This is a genomic window from Ruegeria sp. BC8 (genome assembly GCF_056535705.1).
The window spans coordinates 1997690-2015820 of the sequence record NZ_JBQFIV010000001.1 but is presented as its reverse complement, the minus strand read 5'-3'; the positions used below and the strand labels follow the sequence as shown (position 1 = coordinate 2015820).

The 18131-nt window shown below is 62.3% G+C and carries 19 protein-coding genes and 1 riboswitch; of the genes, 9 read left to right on the top strand and 10 right to left on the bottom strand.

Annotation, left to right across the window (positions count from 1 at the left end; translation table 11 throughout):
- Positions 1-11: 11 nt before the first annotated feature.
- Positions 12-1505 (top strand): Do family serine endopeptidase, encoded by a 1494-nt coding sequence (locus ACR3EK_RS10200; RefSeq protein WP_390895962.1) that lies wholly within the window; start codon positions 12-14, stop codon positions 1503-1505.
- Between the two features lie 246 nt (positions 1506-1751).
- On the opposite strand, the gene ACR3EK_RS10195 is transcribed toward ACR3EK_RS10200, so the two are convergent.
- The 5 genes from ACR3EK_RS10195 to ACR3EK_RS10175 form a co-directional block, all read right to left on the bottom strand.
- A complete protein-coding gene (locus ACR3EK_RS10195; protein ID WP_093962520.1) occupies positions 1752-2420 on the bottom strand; it encodes a Crp/Fnr family transcriptional regulator in 669 nt (222 codons plus the stop codon).
- A 131-nt stretch (positions 2421-2551) separates the two neighbouring features.
- Positions 2552-3157, bottom strand: coding sequence for an inner membrane-spanning protein YciB (locus ACR3EK_RS10190; RefSeq protein WP_170338344.1), 606 nt, complete (start codon positions 3155-3157; stop codon positions 2552-2554).
- A 17-nt stretch (positions 3158-3174) separates the two neighbouring features.
- On the bottom strand, positions 3175-4077 hold the full coding sequence (locus tag ACR3EK_RS10185; RefSeq protein ID WP_170366474.1) for an EamA family transporter: 903 nt from the start codon (positions 4075-4077) through the stop codon (positions 3175-3177).
- Between the two features lie 79 nt (positions 4078-4156).
- Positions 4157-5308, bottom strand: coding sequence for a signal recognition particle-docking protein FtsY (ftsY, locus tag ACR3EK_RS10180; protein WP_480633312.1), 1152 nt, complete (start codon positions 5306-5308; stop codon positions 4157-4159).
- Positions 5309-5365: 57 nt separating this feature from the next.
- Positions 5366-6001, bottom strand: a complete 636-nt coding sequence (locus ACR3EK_RS10175) for a lysoplasmalogenase (protein WP_480633311.1) — start codon at positions 5999-6001, stop codon at positions 5366-5368.
- A 127-nt stretch (positions 6002-6128) separates the two neighbouring features.
- Between ACR3EK_RS10175 and ACR3EK_RS10170 the strand changes: the two genes are divergently transcribed.
- The gene (locus ACR3EK_RS10170; RefSeq protein ID WP_170368712.1) at positions 6129-6521 is read left to right on the top strand and encodes a hypothetical protein; all 393 of its coding nucleotides are present in this window, start codon (positions 6129-6131) and stop codon (positions 6519-6521) included.
- Between the two features lie 13 nt (positions 6522-6534).
- Here ACR3EK_RS10170 and xseA read toward each other — a convergent pair whose 3' ends face one another.
- Positions 6535-8028, bottom strand: a complete 1494-nt coding sequence (xseA, locus tag ACR3EK_RS10165) for an exodeoxyribonuclease VII large subunit (RefSeq protein ID WP_480633310.1) — start codon at positions 8026-8028, stop codon at positions 6535-6537.
- Positions 8029-8102: 74 nt separating this feature from the next.
- On the opposite strand from xseA, the gene purD reads away from it, so the two are divergent.
- On the top strand, positions 8103-9365 hold the full coding sequence (purD, locus tag ACR3EK_RS10160; protein ID WP_480633309.1) for a phosphoribosylamine--glycine ligase: 1263 nt from the start codon (positions 8103-8105) through the stop codon (positions 9363-9365).
- A 79-nt stretch (positions 9366-9444) separates the two neighbouring features.
- Here the strand turns inward: purD and ACR3EK_RS10155 are convergent, their stop codons facing one another.
- On the bottom strand, positions 9445-10137 hold the full coding sequence (locus ACR3EK_RS10155) for an FG-GAP repeat domain-containing protein (RefSeq protein WP_480633308.1): 693 nt from the start codon (positions 10135-10137) through the stop codon (positions 9445-9447).
- An 86-nt stretch (positions 10138-10223) separates the two neighbouring features.
- Positions 10224-10547 (bottom strand): 2Fe-2S iron-sulfur cluster-binding protein, encoded by a 324-nt coding sequence (locus ACR3EK_RS10150; protein WP_170338356.1) that lies wholly within the window; start codon positions 10545-10547, stop codon positions 10224-10226.
- A gap of 262 nt (positions 10548-10809) precedes the next feature.
- Here ACR3EK_RS10150 and ACR3EK_RS10145 point away from each other — a divergent pair, with 262 nt between their 5' ends.
- The 3 genes from ACR3EK_RS10145 to ACR3EK_RS10135 all read left to right on the top strand — a co-directional run bounded on the left by ACR3EK_RS10145 (position 10810) and on the right by ACR3EK_RS10135 (position 12514).
- A complete protein-coding gene (locus ACR3EK_RS10145) occupies positions 10810-11124 on the top strand; it encodes a hypothetical protein (protein WP_093962513.1) in 315 nt (104 codons plus the stop codon).
- Between the two features lie 102 nt (positions 11125-11226).
- A complete protein-coding gene (locus ACR3EK_RS10140; protein ID WP_480633307.1) occupies positions 11227-11664 on the top strand; it encodes an OB-fold nucleic acid binding domain-containing protein in 438 nt (145 codons plus the stop codon).
- A 37-nt stretch (positions 11665-11701) separates the two neighbouring features.
- On the top strand, positions 11702-12514 hold the full coding sequence (locus ACR3EK_RS10135) for a class I SAM-dependent methyltransferase (protein ID WP_480633306.1): 813 nt from the start codon (positions 11702-11704) through the stop codon (positions 12512-12514).
- Positions 12515-12563: 49 nt separating this feature from the next.
- Here the strand turns inward: ACR3EK_RS10135 and ACR3EK_RS10130 are convergent, their stop codons facing one another.
- Positions 12564-13631, bottom strand: a complete 1068-nt coding sequence (locus tag ACR3EK_RS10130) for a Hint domain-containing protein (RefSeq protein ID WP_480633305.1) — start codon at positions 13629-13631, stop codon at positions 12564-12566.
- A gap of 129 nt (positions 13632-13760) precedes the next feature.
- Positions 13761-14459, bottom strand: a complete 699-nt coding sequence (locus ACR3EK_RS10125; protein ID WP_170366460.1) for a glutathione S-transferase N-terminal domain-containing protein — start codon at positions 14457-14459, stop codon at positions 13761-13763.
- A 105-nt stretch (positions 14460-14564) separates the two neighbouring features.
- A riboswitch (SAM riboswitch) is annotated at positions 14565-14642 on the top strand.
- A 67-nt stretch (positions 14643-14709) separates the two neighbouring features.
- On the opposite strand from ACR3EK_RS10125, the gene metZ reads away from it, so the two are divergent.
- The 3 genes from metZ (at position 14710) to ACR3EK_RS10110 (ending at position 18082) form a co-directional block, all read left to right on the top strand.
- Entirely contained in the window at positions 14710-15900 is a 1191-nt protein-coding gene (gene metZ, locus ACR3EK_RS10120; RefSeq protein WP_170338369.1) for an O-succinylhomoserine sulfhydrylase, read from the top strand.
- A gap of 192 nt (positions 15901-16092) precedes the next feature.
- Complete coding sequence (gene folE2 / locus ACR3EK_RS10115; RefSeq protein ID WP_480633304.1) at positions 16093-17196, top strand: GTP cyclohydrolase FolE2; 1104 nt, start codon at positions 16093-16095, stop codon at positions 17194-17196.
- Positions 17197-17473: 277 nt separating this feature from the next.
- A complete protein-coding gene (locus ACR3EK_RS10110; RefSeq protein WP_170358574.1) occupies positions 17474-18082 on the top strand; it encodes a hypothetical protein in 609 nt (202 codons plus the stop codon).
- The last annotated feature ends 49 nt before the right edge of the window (positions 18083-18131 follow it).

Here is an 18131-nt window from a genome sequence, read left to right as displayed (position 1 = left end):
GGAGAGACCAAGTGCAGGCAGTAGCACGCAGTGTATCCGTCCGCCGGGACGATGTGGTGACGATGGCGCGGCTTTTGTGGCTGGCCTTTGCCGCGGTTTCCCTTTTGTTGCTCCAGACGTTGGCTGCACAGGCCCGTCAGGAAAGCCTGGCGCCGCTGGTCAACCGGATCAGCCCGGCCGTGGTCAACATCACCACGACGACCCTGATCGAGGGGCAGTCGGGCGCGCAGGGGATCGTTCCCGAGGGTTCCCCGTTCGAGGACTTTTTCCGCGAGTTCCAGGACCGCAATGGCGACCAGGACAATCGCCCGCGCCGCAGCAATGCCTTGGGATCGGGGTTCGTGATTTCCGAGGATGGCTACATCGTCACCAACAATCACGTCATCGCAGAGGCGGATGAAATTCTGATCGAGTTCTTCCCCGGCGATGGTCAGCCGGTAAAAGAGCTGCCGGCCAAGGTCATCGGAACGGATGAGAAAACGGACATTGCGTTGCTCAAGGTCGAGGCGTCGGGTCCGCTGAAATACGTCACTTTCGGCGACAGCGACACAGCGCTTGTAGGGGACTGGGTGGTTGCCATGGGCAACCCGCTGGGCCAGGGGTTTTCGGTATCTGCCGGGATCGTGTCGGCGCGCAATCGCGAGCTCAGCGGTTCCTATGACGACTATATCCAGACGGATGCGGCCATCAACCGGGGCAACTCGGGCGGTCCTCTGTTCAACATGGACGGTCAGGTCATCGGTGTGAACACCGCGATCTTGTCGCCGAATGGCGGGTCGATCGGTATCGGGTTCTCGATGGCGTCGAACGTGGTGTCCAAGGTTGTCGATCAGTTGCGGGAATTCGGCGAAACCCGCCGCGGCTGGCTGGGTGTCCGCATTCAGGACGTGACCGAGGATATGGCCGAGGCGATGGGCCTGGACAAGCCGGGCGGCGCGCTGATCAGCGATGTGCCGGACGGCCCTGCCAAAGAGGCGGGTCTGCTCGCAGGGGATGTGATTCTCAGCTTTGATGGTGTCGAGGTGAAGGACACGCGCGGATTGGTGCGGCAGGTCGGTGAGACACCGGTCGGCAAGTCCGTGCGCGTGGTTGTTCAGCGGGACGGCAGCACTCAGACCGTGCTTGTCACTCTTGGGCGTCGCGAGGATGCCGAGCGTGCGGAAACCGGCGATGATGATGGTGCGGAAGAGGCGCCGCTGGACGAGAATGCAGACATCCTTGGCCTGACGATTTCGCCGCTGACCGACACGTTGCGCGAAGATCTGGGTCTGGACGCGGACGCAGATGGTCTGGTTGTGACGGATGTGGATGAGGCCTCCGAAGCCTATGCCAAGGGCCTGCGGGCAGGCGACCTGATCACCGAGGCTGGTCAGCAGAAAGTGTCGTCGATCTCCGATCTCGAGGATCGGATGGACGAGGCTCGGGAGGCAGGGCGCAAGTCGCTGCTGCTGCTGGTGCGCCGCGGTGGCGATCCGCGCTTCGTCGCGCTGAGCCTCGAAGAGTAGGGCAGCCAGTTTGGTCAACATGATCGGCCGGGGCAGATGCTCCGGCCGATTTTCGTTCTGGCTGCAGGAATCAAAAGAGCCACACGCCGGGGAGGCGCGTGGCTCTGGTGCAGGGAGATGCCAGTGGACAGATATCGGGGATGATACTCTGGCACCCTACGGTAACAATTCATTACCTAATGGAAGCGAATCCCGTTGTATGTGAAGCGGATCACATCCGGGTCATTTTCCGGGCAGCAGGTCAGATCAGATCAGATCGGATTCGGCGAGTTGGCGCAGGGCGTCAAAGTCGTGGATCTGCAGCCCACCGCGTGAGGCCTCGACCACGTTCGAGCGTTTCCACGTCGAGATCGTTTTGGATACCGCCTCGCGCGTCGCGCCGACAAACTCCGCTAGCTCGCTCTGCGACAGGGCGATGCGTTCGGACGGCGCGTCCTGCTGGTTGGCAAGAAGCAGAAGCTTTCGCGCAAGTCGCACAGGCATCGGCAGGAATACCTGCTCGTTCAACTGCGCCCCCATCCAGCGCATGCGCAGTCCGGCCAGCCGGATCATGTCCTCGGCCAGTTCGGGGTGCTTGCGGATTTGTTCCATCAGATCCTTGCGGCGCACGCGCAGTACACGCGACGGCTCGGCTGCGGTGATGGTGGCGGTGCGCGGGCCGCTGTCGAAGAGGGCGATTTCGCCGAACACTTCGCCCGGGCGCATCAGGCTGAGCGCCAACTTGCGCCCGCTCATGGCCAGGAAGGACACCTCCAAAGCGCCTTCCAGCAAGGCATAGAGGGCGTCACCCTCGTCGCCTTGTTCGAACAAGACCTCGCCGCGGTCCAGCGAGACAGAAGTGGCTAGCGCAGTGAGCATATCACGAAGCCGGTCTGAAGCTTCGGACAGGAACCCGCTGTTCGGAAAGGCGGTCATGGAAGACACGGTTCTCCGGATGAGTGGTGTGGGTGGTTTCCCAGCTTTCCACAGCTTTGGAGCTAAGCCAAGGATTTTATCCGGTTTTCCGAAGGTTTCCCCAAGGTTCGCCGGCCCGTGTCAGGGACGCATTACTGCTTGTCCGGATCGTCCATATAGCTTTGCAGGATGCTGAATTGCAGCATCAGGAACCCCATCAAAGCGATCGGAAAGCCAAAGGTTTCGATCTTGACCCACAAATCGGTGGACAGGGTGCGCCAGACCAGTTCATTGGCCACCGCCAGCACGGCGAAACAGGCGCAAAGGCGGCGGGTCAGGATCATCCAGCCCTCGTGGCGCATGGGCAGCATTTCGTCCAGCACATAGGCGAGGTAGGATTTGCCTTGCAGCAGGCCGATGCCCAGCATCAGCGAGAAGAACCCGTAGACCAGCGTGGTTTTCATCTTGAAGAACCGCTCGTCGTTGAACCAGGCGGTCAGGCCGCCGAAGAAGATGACCATAATGGCGGTGAAGATCTGCATCCGGCTGAGTTTGCCGGTCAGATACCACAGGACGCCCATCGCCCCCAGCATCAGCGGAACGAAGATGATGGTGGCCACGATGAAGCCGGAATATTCGGTGCCGCCGATCAGAAAGCTGTCGTCGCGAAGGCGCAGGTAGATGAAGAAGAAGGCCAGCGGTGGTCCCAGTTCCAGCACCTGTTTCAGAAACGGATTGATCTCTTTCTTGTCTGCCATGCCTGTCGTCCTGCTGTTCACCCGCCCATTTCAACTATTACCGCGCCCAATGCAATCAATGCCATCAGGATAATGCGCCGAGGCCCTACGGTCTCTTTCAGGGCCAGCCAGCCGATCAGGGCGGCAAAGACGGTCGAGGTTTCGCGCAGCACGGCGGCTTCGCCGACCTTGTCCAGCCGGGTGGCCAGCATGATCGCTCCGAAAGACATGGGGGCGATAAGCCCGCCTGCAAGCCCCCGCAGCATCAACGGCCCGATTGCCGGGCGGTGAATCATCGCCCGCCAGCGCAAGAAGGCGTAGATCGGCATTGTCGCCCCGTCGATCATGAAGAACCAGGCCAGAAAGGTGAACGGATCGGCCGTGGCGCGGATGCCGTAGGCGTCATAGGTGGTGTAGAGCGCCACGAAGAGTCCGGTTGCAACCGCAAGGGCCAATGCGATGCCCAGAGTTTCGCGGTTGGTTTCCAGGAAGCGGAAATTGTAGGCGGCCAACCCGAAGATGCCCGTCAGCAAAACGGCGACGCCCAGCCATTGGGTCGGCGAGAAGGTTTCATTGAACAGAAGATAGGCGCCTATGACCGTGAACAGCGGGCCGGTGCCGCGCACCACCGGGTAGACCACGGTATAGGACCCTTTGGTATAGGCCATCGCCTGCAGCGTCTTGTAAGCGACATGGATCAGCCAGACCACGGCGAATATCGGCCACATGAAGGGCTCGGGCCAGGGCACGACGAAGAACGCAAAGGGCGCGGCCATCAGGCAGTAACAGGCGTCGATCGCGCCACGCGACAGCCAGGGGTCGTGCCGACCCTTCTGCAGGGCCCCGAAAACCGCGTGCAGGAAGGCCGCCATCAGGGCGAGGCCAAGGGCCAGCCTGTGTCCGGCCTCGGTGCCTTCGAGGGAGATCAGCCAGTCGCTCACGCTGAGGGTCTTTCGCTGGTGGAGAGGCTGGGGGTTTTCCACCCCCAGACCCCCGAGGATATTTGGGGCCAGGTGAAGGTCAGTTGGAGTCGAGCCCGGTCAGGGCGGCGGCGAATTCCTCGGGGTCGAAGGGGGCCAGATCGTCGATCTGTTCGCCGACGCCGATGGCGTGGATCGGCAGGCCGAACTTGTCGGCCAGAGCAACCAGCACGCCGCCCTTGGCGGTGCCGTCGAGCTTGGTCATCACAAGGCCCGAGACATCGGCCAGCTTGCGGAAGGTTTCCACCTGGCTGAGCGCGTTCTGGCCGGTGGTGGCGTCGAGCACCAGCAGGGTGTTGTGGGGCGCGGTTTCGTCGATCTTGCGGATGACGCGGACGATCTTGGCCAGCTCCTCCATCAGGTCGGCGCGGTTCTGAAGGCGGCCGGCGGTGTCGATCATCAGCAGGTCGGCGCCTTCAGCTTGCGCCTTGGTCAGGGCGTCGAAAGCCAGCGAGGCGGGGTCGGAGCCTTCGGGCGCGGTGAGGACTGGAACTCCGGCGCGGTCGCCCCAGACCTGCAGCTGTTCCACGGCGGCGGCGCGGAAGGTGTCGCCCGCTGCGATGACCACCTTTTTGCCTGCTGCCTTGAACTGGCTGGCCAGCTTGCCGATGGTCGTCGTCTTGCCCGAGCCGTTGACGCCCACCACCAGCACCACCTGCGGGCGCTTGGGGTAGAGGGGCATCGGTTTGGCGACCGGCTCCATCACGCGGGCGATTTCCTGCGCCAGCAGTTGCTTGATTTCCTGGGTCGAGAGTTTGCGGCCATAGCGCCCCTCGGCCATGTTGGCGGTGACGCGCAAGGCAGTGTCGACACCCATGTCCGAGGCGATCAGCAGTTCCTCGAGCTGTTCGAGCATGTCGTCGTCCAGCGTGCGGCGCACCACCGGCCCGGCATCGCCGCGACCGAAGAGACGCCCGATCAGGCCCTTGGATTGCGCCTGTTCCGGCAGTTCTGGTGGAGGCGGGGCGGGCGTTGGATCGGCCGGCTCGGGCGACGGTGTCTCGACCGGTTGCGGTGTAGGTGCGGGTTCGGGGATTTCCGGGACCGGTTGCGGCTCGGGCTCGGGCTGGGGGATCACCGGGTCAGGGGCGGTGGTTTCTTCGCCGCCGTCCTCGACGATTGCCTCAAGCCCCTGTTCGAGGCGGGACGAGGATTTGAACAGCCGGTCCTTGAGCTTGGTAAAAAACGCCATCTTGGTCTCCGCAGGTGTTCCCTTCACCTAATGCGGATTGGCGGCAGTTGCAAAGGGTCAGGTGAAGGCCAGGAAAAAGCCGAACTGCGCGCCCCAGTAGAGCGGCCAGACCAGATAGGGCGTCAGCCGCAGGGCCGGGTGGCCGGACGGCAGCAGGAACCTTTCGGTCGCCAGGATCAGGTCCGAGGCGATGAAGGCCATCGCGGCCGGCAGCGCCCATCGCAGCGCTCCGGCCTCGGGCAGGGCCAGAACGGTGATGCCCATGCCCAGAATGATCGGGATATAGGCCAGGACCGGTCCGCGCAGATCACCGGCCCGCTGGGCCAGCAGCGTGGCCATCACGATGCCCAGAATGACCAGCGTCCAGGCGTATCCGGGTTTGTCCAGGATCAGGTCGGTGTCGCTTGACGGATGGGTCAGGAACAGGGCGATGTATACCAGATGCCCGGCGGCGAACACCCCGATGCCGGCCATGAAGGTGCCTTCGGTCTCGCGCGATAGAAGGGCGTCGCCCAAGGCGCAGAGAGACAGCGCGAGGATCAGAAGCAGAGGGCCGGACTGCACCGCCGCCTCGACCGCCAGCAGGGCGACGCTGGCGGTTTTCAACGCCGTGCGTAGCAGGCTGGCCGGACGGGCCGTCAGGGCCAGGTAGGCCAGGGCACAGGCTAGCGCCGCGAGTACGAGTATTGTCATGTCCTGCCTTCCGATGGCTCCGATGCAATGCAGTGTCGCCGCGGAGTGAGTTTACGCTCAACCCATAACGTTGGGGCAGTGCGTTCCAAGATTGGCGCGCGGCCGTGGCATCTGCCAGAATGAAACGATGTGGATACGTTCGTTGATTCTCGGATCTTTGCTGGCCCAGCCGGTCGTCGCGCAGTCTCTGTCAGGGGCGGAATTCGATGCCTACACGCGCGGTAAAACCCTGTTCTACGACTTTGGTGGAACGACTTATGGCGTCGAACGATATTTGCCCAACCGGCGCGTGGTCTGGTCGTTTCTGGATGGCGACTGCAAGGAGGGCATCTGGTACGAACAGAACGGCCAGATTTGCTTTGTTTACGAAGACCGCACCGACCCGCAATGCTGGGTCTTTACCCGCTCGTCCCAGGGGTTAATCGCGCAGTTCGAGGGCAACCCCGAAGCCACCGAACTGTACGAAGCAGCCGACGTCGACGAAGATATGATCTGTTACGGACCCGAGGTCGGCGTCTGAACGTGGGTCTTCGTCAGAACAACGATCCTTGATCCGGGGCCGGTGGCTTGGACGGTTTCTTGGCGGTCGGGGTTGTCCCGGACAGCGGTTCGGTCTTCAATTCTCCATCGGCAAACTCGATGGTCAGTGCAGCGTGCTTGCTGGCTTGCGCCTTTGTGGTGACCACGCCGCTTTCGGAATGCACCACGGCGTAGCCGCGTTGAAGCGTGGCTTTGTAGCTGAGCGTCTCGCGCAACCGGTCAGTCGCATCTAGTTGCTGGCGGAGCCGGTCCACCCGCAGAGTCTGCGCGGCCGTTATGCGCTGGGCCAGTTGGTTGACTCGGTCGCGCTGCTGCTGGATGTCGCGTTGGATCGGGCGGATCGACAGGCGCGAGGACAGGTTGCGCAGCGTGTCGCGCCGCGCGGCCACGAGGTTGCGCAACGTTGACGGGCGCAGGTGCCCCGACAGTTCCACCACCTGCAAGCGGCGGTTCTGCACACCGCGTTGCAACGCCGGGGCCAGACGATCGGCAATAAGGTCCAGTCGCTGGCGCGGCCCGTCTAGCAGGGTCTCGGGGCGCGGCAAGGCGCGCGATAGATCGCGCAGGCGTTGCGCCCGGCGTTGTACTGCGTCGGTGGCCGCGCGGGACAGACGCGCGCCCTGTTCGCCGGTCCAGGCCAGCAGCTCCATCCGTACCGGCACCGCCAGTTCGGCGGCGGCTGTGGGGGTCGGCGCGCGGCGGTCCGATACATAGTCGATCAGCGTGGTGTCGGTTTCGTGCCCCACGGCCGAGATCAGCGGAATCTCGGACGCGGCGGCGGCGCGGGCGACGATTTCCTCGTTGAAGCCCCACAGATCTTCGATCGAGCCACCACCGCGGGCGACGATGATCAGGTCGGGACGGGGCAGCGCGCCGCCGGGTGTCAGACGGTTGAAACCCTGGATCGCGTTGGCGACCTCGGGCGCGCAGTTGGCGCCCTGCACGGCCACTGGCCAGATCAGCACCTTGCGCGGGAAGCGGTCGCGCAGCCGGTGCAGGATGTCGCGGATCACCGCGCCCGAGGGCGAGGTGACGACGCCGATGATCTGCGGAAGGAAGGGCAGGGGTTTCTTGCGCTCGGGCGCGAACAGCCCTTCGGATTCGAGCTGTTTCTTGCGTTTTTCCAGCAGCGCCATCAGCGCGCCTTGCCCGGCTACGGCCACCTCGTCGACGTTCAGGTTGTATTTCGACTGCGCGCCAAATGCGGTGAGGCGGCCCGTGACGACGACTTCGAGCCCCTCTTCCGGCACCACCGACAGGCCCGCGATCTGGCCCTTCCACGTGGTGCAGGCCAGCACGTTCCGGTCGTCCTTGATGTCATAGTACAAATGCCCCGAGCGCGCCTTGAACACGCGCCCGACCTCGCCCCGCACGCGGATTCGGCCAAATGTGCCTTCCAGCGTGCGTTTTACCTCGCCCGAGATCTCGGACACGGAGTATTCGGGGGTATTCTGGCCGGGAATCGGATCGTCAAGCAGGTCGGACATTTCAGCGCCTTGTTTCGATTGCCCGCGCAGCTTAGAACGCCGCGCAGGCAAGGCCAAGCAGATCGGAGACTTTCATGAACATCCTCATTCTCGGCAGCGGCGGGCGCGAACACAGCCTGGCCTGGGCGGTGATGCAAAACCCCAAATGCGACCGCCTGATCGTGGCGCCGGGCAATGCCGGGATCGCGCAGATCGCCGATTGCGCCGCGCTGGATATCGAGAATGGCGGCGCGGTGGTCAGTTTCGCCGAGGAAAACGCGATTGATTTCGTGATCATCGGCCCCGAGGCGCCCTTGGCCGCCGGGGTGGCCGACCGGCTGCGCGAGGCGGGCATTCTGGTGTTCGGCCCCTCGGCCGAGGCGGCGCGGCTGGAAGCCTCGAAGAGTTTCACCAAGGAAATCTGCGATGCGGCCGGTGCACCGACCGCCGCCTATGCCCGGTTCACCGAGGCCGAGCCGGCCAAGGCCTATATCCGTCAGCAGGGCGCGCCGATCGTGGTCAAGGCCGACGGTCTGGCCGCGGGCAAGGGCGTGATCGTGGCGATGGATGAAGCGACCGCGCTGGAGGCCGTGGACGACATGTTCCGCGGCGCTTTCGGCGGAGCCGGGGCCGAGGTGGTGATCGAGGAGTTCATGGACGGCGAAGAAGCCTCGCTGTTCGTGCTTTGCGACGGCGAGAACATCCTGTCGGTCGGCACCGCGCAGGACCACAAGCGCGTGGGCGAGGGCGATACCGGCCTGAACACCGGCGGCATGGGCGCCTATTCTCCGGCACCGGTTCTGAGCCTCGAGGTCGAGGAGCGCGCGATGGAACAGATCGTGCGCCCGACGATGGCCGAGATGGCCCGGCGCGGCACGCCGTTTCAAGGCGTTCTCTATGCAGGGCTGATGATTAAGGACGGGCTGCCGAGGTTGGTGGAATACAACGTGCGCTTTGGCGACCCGGAATGTCAGGTGCTGATGATGCGGTTGGGGGCACAGGCGCTGGACCTGATGCATGCGGCGGCCGAGGGACGGCTGGACGAGGCGCGGGTCAACTGGGCCGACGATCACGCCTTGACCGTGGTGATGGCCGCGCAGGGCTATCCCGGGGCATATGAAAAAGGCAGCGTGATCCGGGGGCTGGATGACTTGCCCGAGGACAGCAGCTATATGGTTTTTCACGCAGGCACCAAAGCGCAGGACGGGCAGATTGTGGCCTCAGGGGGCCGGGTTCTGAACGTGACGGCGCGCGGAGCAACACTGCAGGAGGCGCGTGACAACGCTTATGCGATGGTCGAGGCCATCGATTGGCCGGGCGGCTTCCATCGCCGCGATATCGGGTGGCGGGCGCTTTGACGGTTTGAGGGCCCGCTGGTAAATGGGGGCTCGGCCGGCGGCCGCACCTTGGGATTTCTTGACCAGATGAATCCCCGGATCAGCAGTTCAGCGCGCTCATAAGGGCTTGTCGGTTTTTCAACGGGCCAAGATCCTGGGTTTGCCAGCCGCCATCGTAGCGGACGGCATTGATCCGGCGCCAATCGCCGCTGGCGACGATCAATTCAGGTTTGCCGTCGCAGGAGCGAAGCCCGCCTGAAATGAAATCCTCTCCGATCCGGTGGTTGGTCAGGCCGGGGAGCGCGGCGATTTCCGTCAGTTGGCCGTCGGCAAAGCGCCAGATGCGCAGGATTTTTGCCAAGTGGGGGCGATCGACATAGGCGATTTCGACATGTCCGTCGCCGTCGAGGTCGGCGGCTCCGACCGGGGCAAGCCAACGGAAACGGGTGCCGATATGCGGTGTCGCCGTCATGCGGCCCTGCGGGCCGTAGATGGCAAGGCGCGCGCCCTGTCGTGCGTCACTCTCCACCGCGATGACTTCTGGAAGACCGTCGCCCGTGACGTCGAACACGCGGGGCGCGAGATCTTCGAACACCAGATGATCGGGCAGCGCGAAGCTGCGGCGCTTGCCATTTGAAAGCGTGAGTTCAATCGAACCCCATTCGATCTGGTCACCCAGAACGCCGTGGGGATAGCGGTTGGTCGGATCCGTGTAGCGGGCGGTCGCTATGGTTTCGGCGGCCAAGGCAGGACCTGCCAGCCACAGGCATGCAGCCATCAGCGCGCCGCGCACCCGGCATGGCCAAAAGCGCACCGCCGGACGCGGCGCTTTGAAGCCGCAGCGCATGCCGCCGGACGAGCGGGGCATGCGTCGTCGCATCAGATCTGCTTTTCCGGCATCTGGACGACCAGCCCGTCCAGTTCGTCGGTCACCTTGATCTGGCAGGTCAGTCGCGAACGGGCCGGGTCGGGCTCGTAGGCGAAGTCCAGCATGTCTTCTTCCATGTCGTCCTTGGCAGGCAGTTTCTCGACCCAATCGGGATGGATGTAGACGTGACAGGTCGAGCAGGCGCAAGCGCCGCCGCAATCGGCCTCGATGCCGGGAATGTTGTTGTCACGGGCGCCTTCCATGACGGTCAGGCCGTTGGCGACCTCGACTGTGTGTTCGTTGCCGCCATGCTCGACATAGGTGATCTTTGCCATTGCTCGCGTCTTCCTTCTGCGGTGTTCAGGTTCCTCATTAGTCAAGGGATTTAGGTCTTTCCAGTGCCATTTGCGACCAATCGGGGCGTGATCGGGCAAACGGTCCGTCATTGTCGCCCAAATTCCACGCGTTCGCGCCGCAACCGAGTGGTTTGACCGGTTTATTCCATCAAAGGTTGAGGCTCGGATAGCGGTTTCGATTGTTGCGTGCATGGATTTGTGTTCTGGTCGTGTGACCGTGATTTGATAAGGGAGTGAGCAGATGCCGTTGACGGTTCAGGACGCAAAGATTGTGGTTGGGATGAACGAGCGGGGCGATGCCGAGCATGACATTGCCGCGTGGTTTGGCGAAAGCCAGGCGAAAATCGTGGAGGTGATCGACGGGATCAGCCATGGTGCATTGGCAGCAGCGAATGACGATGAGCTTCATCCGGTCGGAGCACCGGGCCCCAAGGCTCTGCGGTTGCGCAGTGACGTTTTACGGGCGCTGGATGCGTTGGACGGGGATGACCTGGCCAAGGCCAAGGCGGTTCTGCGGGAAGGTTTGGCCACGTTCAACGCGCATGACGCCAAGTGACCCTTGTCTGCGCTGCGGTCGCGCGTAGCGCATGACCTTTCTGGCTGTGGTTTCGGTCCCCTGCATCTGGACATTCAGGGCATTTGTTCTATTTTTGTTCTTATGCGTATCGCATCGACACCACAGCCCAGTTCGGGCCGCCCATGGCCCAGACCACCGGCTTGCCTTCCAGCCGACCGACTGGACGACCCGCCCGAGGGTGCGCGGGTTGCTGTGGCGGGATTGGTGATCCTGCGGCAGCGGCCTGGTACGGCCAAAGGGGTGATCTTCATCACGCTCGAAGACGAGACCGGCATCGTGAACGTGATTGTCTGGCGCAAGATCTATGAGCGGTTCCGCCGAGCGGTGATCTCGGGGCGGTTGCTGCGGGTAACCGGGCGGATGCAGCGGGCCCATGCGGTGACCCATGTGATCGCGGAAGAGATCGAGGACGTATCGGGCATGCTGGACCTGCTGGTGCGGGGTGACGGGGCGGATGCCTACCGGCCCCAGCCGACTGCAGAGCACAATGAGTTCGCCAAAACGCGCAATTTCGGCTAGTCTTTTGCATCATGCGGTTGCCGGGGGGGGAGCGCAGATGTCAACAAATTCGGCTGGTTTCGTGGGCAATATTCCAAGTCATTACGACGCGGGGTTGGGCCCGAATATCTTCACTGACTACGCAGACAGACTTGCTGCCCGTTGCGCCGAAGAGCCGGTGGCCAAGGCCATTGAACTGGCCGCGGGTACGGGGATCCTGAGCCGCAAGCTGTGCGATGTGCTGCCGAGCGAGGCCCAAGTTCTGATCTCGGACCTGAACGCGCCCATGCTGGAGGTTGCAAAGGCCAAATTCTCGGCGGCGGACAACGTCGAGTTCGCGGTCGTCAACGCGATGGATCTACCGTTCGAAGACGGCGCGTTCGACCTGATTACCTGCCAGTTCGGGGTCATGTTCTTTCCCGACAAACCCGCTTCGTTCCATGAGGCGGCGCGGGTGCTCAGACCGGGTGGGCGCTATGTTTTCAACGTGTGGAGCCCGATGTCCGAAAACCCGTTCTCGCAAGTCGCGCACGATGTGGGGGCGCATTTCTTTCCGCAGGATCCGCCGGGATTCTACAAGGTACCGTTTCACTATGGTGACCCCGAGGCTGTCCGGGCTGATCTGAGGGCCGCAGGCTGGACGGATATCGAACAAGAAACGATCCGGTTGACGAAGACCATCGTCAACCCGGAAGCCTTTGCCCACGCTCTGGTTTTTGGAAACCCGTTGGTCGATGAAATACGAGAGCGCGGCGGCGTGGATCCCACGGACGTGGCCGCGCGGATGTTCTCTGAATTGAAGCGCGTCTTTGGTCCGCAGGGCATGACGATGCCACTGTCAGCGACCACGTTCGTCTGCCGAAAGACCTGACGGTAGCTCGCGCACAATCCGACCCGGGTCAGAAAAAACCCAATGACGATCAGGCCAACAGCGCCTGACCGTTCTTGAGGTGACGCGAAATCAGACCGCGCTGCTTGTGACCTTTTGGAATCAGGGCGGCTGGCCGCGGTTCAAAGCCGGGGTCCTCAAGCTCGGGGAACAGGGCCAATATCTCGGCGCGAGCCGCCTCGGGGATGGATTTCAGCGCTTCGGGACCGGCGAACAGGCTTTCGCTTGGGGTGTCGTTGGCAAAGATGACCTGATGCGTGTCGAAAAGAAGGTGGAAATAGCAAACGGACTCCGTGGCACAGACCCGGTCAATGCCGTCCAGCGGCAGCAGCGACTTGGCCGAAACCAGCACCTCGTTGGTGTTGAACATGCGCTGCGCGATCTTTGACCGCACCAGAATGCGGTGCTGGGGTGAAACGATCAGGTCCTGTGTTGGCAGCCCTGCGCAGAGCGCGCCGGCGGAAATCCGGATTGGAACCAGTTTCGGATTGGCGGAGAAGTCGACGCTGTCCAGCTCACGGCGCCCGATCCAGCGGATCGGTTCATAGCTGCCGGCGTAGGTCAGAACCAGATCTCCGACCGACAAGTCTTCGATCCTTGTTGTCCCGTCCTTGGTGGTGATCAGTGTGCCGGCGGTAAAGCATGGGACATTCGAAATCGGCGATGCCTGACCATCACTGCTGCCGGCAACCTCATAGGTCGTACCGGGCGTTGGCAGGACGGGGCCGCTGATGCCGACATTCACGCCATCGATGCGAATGACCCAGAACGTGTCGCCGGAGGTTGTCGTAAAACCGAACTCAAGCTCGACCTGATCGCCGGGCTGAAAGGTCTGTCCGTTGATCGTCACCGCCTGGCTCAATACCTGGTCGTTGTTGGCCGTACTGGGCGACGACCCGTCGCCGGGCGTGTCGATGTAACCGTCCGAAAACAGCTGGCTGGCCGTGCCGTCGTCATCCTCGACGTTGATGACGGTCAGCGCTGCACCAGCATTCAGGGAAAAGGTCGTTCCGACAGGATAGCCGACAGTGTTGTTCGTCGATGCGCCGGTCCATTGGTCGAACCCGTAAATCGGAACCGTGAAATTGAATGTCGCCAAACCTTAACTCCTTGTTACCGCTTGTAGTTACAGAACGGCCAACGCGCAATTCAATTGTCGTCAGGGTCTTGATGCAGAAAGAGGTGCGATACGCTCCAAGTTGCCTGAAATTTCAGCATTTGGTGAACGCTACCGTTTGAACAGAACATTCTGCGCGTCTTTGCTGCGATGGTCTCCGCGCAGCTCGGCATGCAGGGCACGTCCCGCCTGAACTCCGGGGCGGGCTCCCACGGTTTCCAGCCACCGGGCAAAGTGGGGCTTGTCCTCCAGCGTCTGCTGTTGACCCTCCCACAGGCTGGCCCAGCCCCAAATCGACATATCGGCGATCGAATAGAAGTCGCCGGCAACATACTCGTTGTCGGCAAGGCGCCGGTCCAGAACGCCGTACAGGCGCGCAACCTCGGTGCGATAGCGGTCCTTGGCATAGGGCAGGTCCTGCGGTGGCTCCAATTGGGGGGCATATTTCAGAAAGTGGTGCGCCTGTCCCGCCATCGGTCCGACGCCACCCATCTGCCACATCAGCCATTCCTCGACCGCGATCCGGTCACGCTCGGTCGACCCATAGAACCGGCCGGTCTTGCGGGCCAGATACATCAGGATCGCGCCGCTTTCGAAAACCGAGATCGGTGCGCCATCCGGGCCGTCTGGGTCGACGATCGCCGGCATCCGGTTGTTGGGCGAAATTTTCAGAAACTCGGGCGCGAACTGATCGCCTTTGCCGATGTTTATGAGGTGGGTCTGGTAGGGCAGCCCCATCTCTTCAAGGGCAATGGATACTTTCCAGCCATTTGGCGTGGGCCAGAAATACAGATCGATCGGGTGTGTCATGGGGCCTCCGTGTTGCGGGACGATCATGAGCCATTCGCTGCAAAGGGCAAGTGCGCGGTGGATGTCGCGGCTTGACGCCCGCGCGCCCGAGGCGTATGCGCAATCCAGAAACCACGTGGCGATTTGTTACCGGATTGCGGGCCACGCTAAACAACACCGCTAAAAGGTCAGGATGAAAGACCCCTTTCGCTTGACCGCGTCTGGGGTTTTTTTGATTTGCCCTCGGGTTTCGGGGCCGAAAGGTAAAGACATGAGCGAAAGCTGGAACAAACGCACCCAAGCCGTCCACGGCGGTATCCGTCGCAGCCAGTACAACGAAGTCAGCGAGGCGATTTTCCTGACGCAGGGGTTCGTCTACGACACCGCCGAGCAGGCCGAAGCTCGGTTCATCGAGACTGGCCCGGACGAGTTCATCTATGCCCGTTATGGCAACCCGACGGTTGCGATGTTCGAACAGCGCATCGCTGCGCTTGAGGGGGCCGAGGATGGTTTTGCGACGGCGTCCGGTATGGCGGCCGTGAACGGGGCGCTGACCTCGATGCTGAAGGCGGGCGATCACGTGGTTTCGGCCAAGGCCCTGTTCGGGTCGTGCCTGTACATTCTGGAGAATATCCTGACCCGCTATGGTGTCGAGGTGACCTTTGTCGACGGTACGGACATGGACCAATGGAAGGCCGCGATCCGGCCCGACACCAAGGCCGTGTTCTTCGAATCCATGTCGAACCCCACGCTCGAAGTCATCGACATTCGCGCGGTGGCAGAACTGGCCCATGCGGTGGGGGCCACAGTGATCGTCGACAACGTGTTCTCGACCCCGGTGTTCTCGCAAGCGATCGCGCAGGGCGCGGATGTGGTGGTTTACTCGGCCACCAAGCATATCGACGGGCAGGGACGCGCGCTGGGCGGCGTGATCCTGGGCGCCAAGGAGTTCATTCGCGGAACGGTCGAGCCGTACCTCAAACACACGGGCGGCGCACTCAGCCCGTTCAACGCCTGGATCATGCTCAAGGGGCTGGAAACGTTGGCCCTGCGAGTCAATGCCCAGGCCGAGACGGCGCAGAAACTGGCCGACGCGCTGGAAGGCCATGAGGCGCTGGAACGGATCATGTATCCGGGCCTGACATCTCATGCCCAGAACGCTCTGGTGCAGAGCCAGCTGGGGGGCAAGGGCGGTACGGTCCTGTCGCTGGACATCAAGGGGGGCAAGGACGCGGCCTTCCGGTTCCTGAACGCGCTGACGATCCCGGTGATTTCGAACAATCTGGGCGACGCCAAGTCCATCGCAACCCACCCCGCGACGACCACGCACCAGCGGTTGAGCGATGTGCAGAAAGTCGAATTGGGGATCACGCCCGGTTTGATCCGCTTTTCTGTCGGGCTCGAGGATGCCGACGATCTGCTGGAAGATATCCGGCAGGCATTGTCGGCTGCTGCGGTGTGACGGCGCACACGCGCCGTTGAACACATCGGCATCCGCGCAATGTCGTCCGGATAAAAGGGCGCAATCCGTTCGGAAATGGCGGTTTTGCGATGGTTTTTTCGATCCGGGCTGCTATCTCAACCGTATTGGGTTACACTGCGGTTTCCGCCGCAGCCAGAGATGGCCTGACGACACACCGAGGATACGCAGCCAATGAACATTCATTCGCGCGACATTGACGAAAAACCTGATCGGGACGAGGCCGCTGCGGCTCTCAAGGTCTTGCGGAAATGGGCAAAGGGCGCCAGCGAGGCCGAGATCAGCCAGCTTGATCCAGCCGTGGCGCGCTTGGTGCCCGGGTTGATGCCGGACAACTACCCTTCGATGTCACGTGAATACCCCGAAGACTTCAAGGTCGACGAAGCCTACAAATCTGCGTTGCCCGATCTTCAGAACGGCCCGTCCAGCCTGATCCGCGGTGCGAAACAGCAGATCCAGCATGTGGGCATCTCGAATTTCCGCCTGCCGATCCGGTTTCACAGCAAGAACGGTCCGGACCTGACGCTGGAAACCTCGGTTACGGGCACCGTCAGCCTCGAAGCCGAGAAAAAGGGCATCAACATGTCCCGGATCATGCGGTCCTTCTACAAGCATGCCGAGCGTACGTTCAGTTTCGAGGTGATGGAATCCGCGCTGAGCGATTATCTGACCGACCTCGACAGTTTCGATGCAAGGCTTCAGATGCGCTTCTCCTATCCCGATCGGGTCAAAAGCCTGCGTTCGGGTCTTGAGGGATATCAGTATTACGACATCGCGCTTGAACTGGTCGAACAGGGCGGCGTGCGTCAGAAGATCATGCATCTCGACTATGTCTATTCTTCGACCTGCCCATGCTCGCTGGAACTCAGCGAACACGCCCGGTCGGTGCGCGGACAGCTTGCGACGCCGCATTCGCAGCGTTCCGTGGCGCGCATTTCGGTCGCGGTCGATTGTGACGCCGATTGCCTGTGGTTCGAGGATCTGATCGCCCTGTGCCGCCGTGCCGTCCCCACCGAAACCCAGGTGATGGTCAAGCGCGAAGACGAACAGGCCTTTGCTGAGCTGAACGCCGCCAACCCCATCTTTGTCGAAGACGCCGCGCGTCTGTTCTGTGCCGAGCTGCTGGCCGATCATCACGTGGGTGACTTCCGCGTCATCGCCAGCCATCAGGAAAGTCTGCACAGCCACGATGCGGTGTCGATTCTGACCGAGGGGCCGACATTTGCATCCACCAGCTTGGACCCGCGCCTGTTCACGACGCTGTTCCACGTCGGCTGACCCAAAAAACGCCGCGAAAACCGGCGTATATTGGGCGGTAGGCGCCTTTTTGCCGCAATGCAGCGGAAAATGCTGCATGCGCGCGATTATTTGCATACATTGAAGATGAATGCAGCTGTGGCGCGCCATGTCAGTTGTGGCGCACCACCCCGAAAGGAAGCCGGGACGTGTTACGCCTTGGACTGCAATACACCTTCGTCCGTCCGCGCGATCGGAACGGCAAGGGCTTTTCTACCTCGGAAATCGGGCTGCTTCATTGCTACAGGAGAGACTTGGAATGAATCCCATTGCCCAACAGCTTGAGCTGCAGGCCGCCGCCGTGCGTCTGGCCGGCTATGCCGTGACCAGCCAGATGAAAATGATGCAGGCATTTGCTCAAACCGTGTTCCCGATCCCGGTTGCGTCGGTCACCGAACCAACGAAGCCGGCCGTGAAGTCGGCCAAGAAACCGGTGGCGCGAGCCACGGCCAAACCCGCCGCGAAGAAGGCGAAACCTGTGGTCCGGGCCAAGGCCAAGACGGTCGCAAAGCCGGCTCCGAAGCCGAAGGCACCCGCAAAAGCCGCACCGAAACCGGTCACGAAGGCCACAGCCAAGCCCAAAACGCCGCCTGCAACGGCTCAAAAACCGTCGCAGCCCGTCGCAACGGCCACCCCTGCACAGCGCGTCACTCCGGTCGCATCGGAAGAACCCGCAACGACCGTGACGCCCAAGGTCAAGCCCAGCGTGGCAAAACCCGCGGCTTCAACCGAAGAAGCCAAGGCCAAAAAAACCGTAGCGGTTGCAGCAACCAAACCCGCCGAGGCACCGAAACCGGCCACGCGCCGCACGCGTGCGCCGTCCAAGCCACCGGCCATGCCGCCCGTGGCTGAAAAAATGGACGACTGATCACAGATCATCTGCTTGACACTTTCGGGCCGGCGCGCCAACGCTGCCC

What these genes read in the sequence shown, in the direction of transcription:
- ACR3EK_RS10140 (WP_480633307.1), top strand. Translation starts at nt 11,227, where the DNA reads ATGCGTATCGCATCGACACCACAGCCCAGTTCGGGCCGCCCATGGCCC.
- metZ (WP_170338369.1), top strand. Translation starts at nt 14,710, where the DNA reads ATGAGCGAAAGCTGGAACAAACGCACCCAAGCCGTCCACGGCGGTATC.
- ftsY (WP_480633312.1), bottom strand. Translation starts at nt 5,308, where the DNA reads ATGGCGTTTTTTACCAAGCTCAAGGACCGGCTGTTCAAATCCTCGTCC.
- ACR3EK_RS10135 (WP_480633306.1), top strand. Translation starts at nt 11,702, where the DNA reads ATGTCAACAAATTCGGCTGGTTTCGTGGGCAATATTCCAAGTCATTAC.
- xseA (WP_480633310.1), bottom strand. Translation starts at nt 8,028, where the DNA reads ATGTCCGACCTGCTTGACGATCCGATTCCCGGCCAGAATACCCCCGAA.
- ACR3EK_RS10125 (WP_170366460.1), bottom strand. Translation starts at nt 14,459, where the DNA reads ATGACACACCCGATCGATCTGTATTTCTGGCCCACGCCAAATGGCTGG.
- ACR3EK_RS10190 (WP_170338344.1), bottom strand. Translation starts at nt 3,157, where the DNA reads ATGGCAGACAAGAAAGAGATCAATCCGTTTCTGAAACAGGTGCTGGAA.
- ACR3EK_RS10145 (WP_093962513.1), top strand. Translation starts at nt 10,810, where the DNA reads ATGCCGTTGACGGTTCAGGACGCAAAGATTGTGGTTGGGATGAACGAG.
- purD (WP_480633309.1), top strand. Translation starts at nt 8,103, where the DNA reads ATGAACATCCTCATTCTCGGCAGCGGCGGGCGCGAACACAGCCTGGCC.
- folE2 (WP_480633304.1), top strand. Translation starts at nt 16,093, where the DNA reads ATGAACATTCATTCGCGCGACATTGACGAAAAACCTGATCGGGACGAG.
- ACR3EK_RS10110 (WP_170358574.1), top strand. Translation starts at nt 17,474, where the DNA reads ATGAATCCCATTGCCCAACAGCTTGAGCTGCAGGCCGCCGCCGTGCGT.
- ACR3EK_RS10175 (WP_480633311.1), bottom strand. Translation starts at nt 6,001, where the DNA reads ATGACAATACTCGTACTCGCGGCGCTAGCCTGTGCCCTGGCCTACCTG.
- ACR3EK_RS10195 (WP_093962520.1), bottom strand. Translation starts at nt 2,420, where the DNA reads ATGACCGCCTTTCCGAACAGCGGGTTCCTGTCCGAAGCTTCAGACCGG.
- ACR3EK_RS10170 (WP_170368712.1), top strand. Translation starts at nt 6,129, where the DNA reads ATGTGGATACGTTCGTTGATTCTCGGATCTTTGCTGGCCCAGCCGGTC.
- ACR3EK_RS10150 (WP_170338356.1), bottom strand. Translation starts at nt 10,547, where the DNA reads ATGGCAAAGATCACCTATGTCGAGCATGGCGGCAACGAACACACAGTC.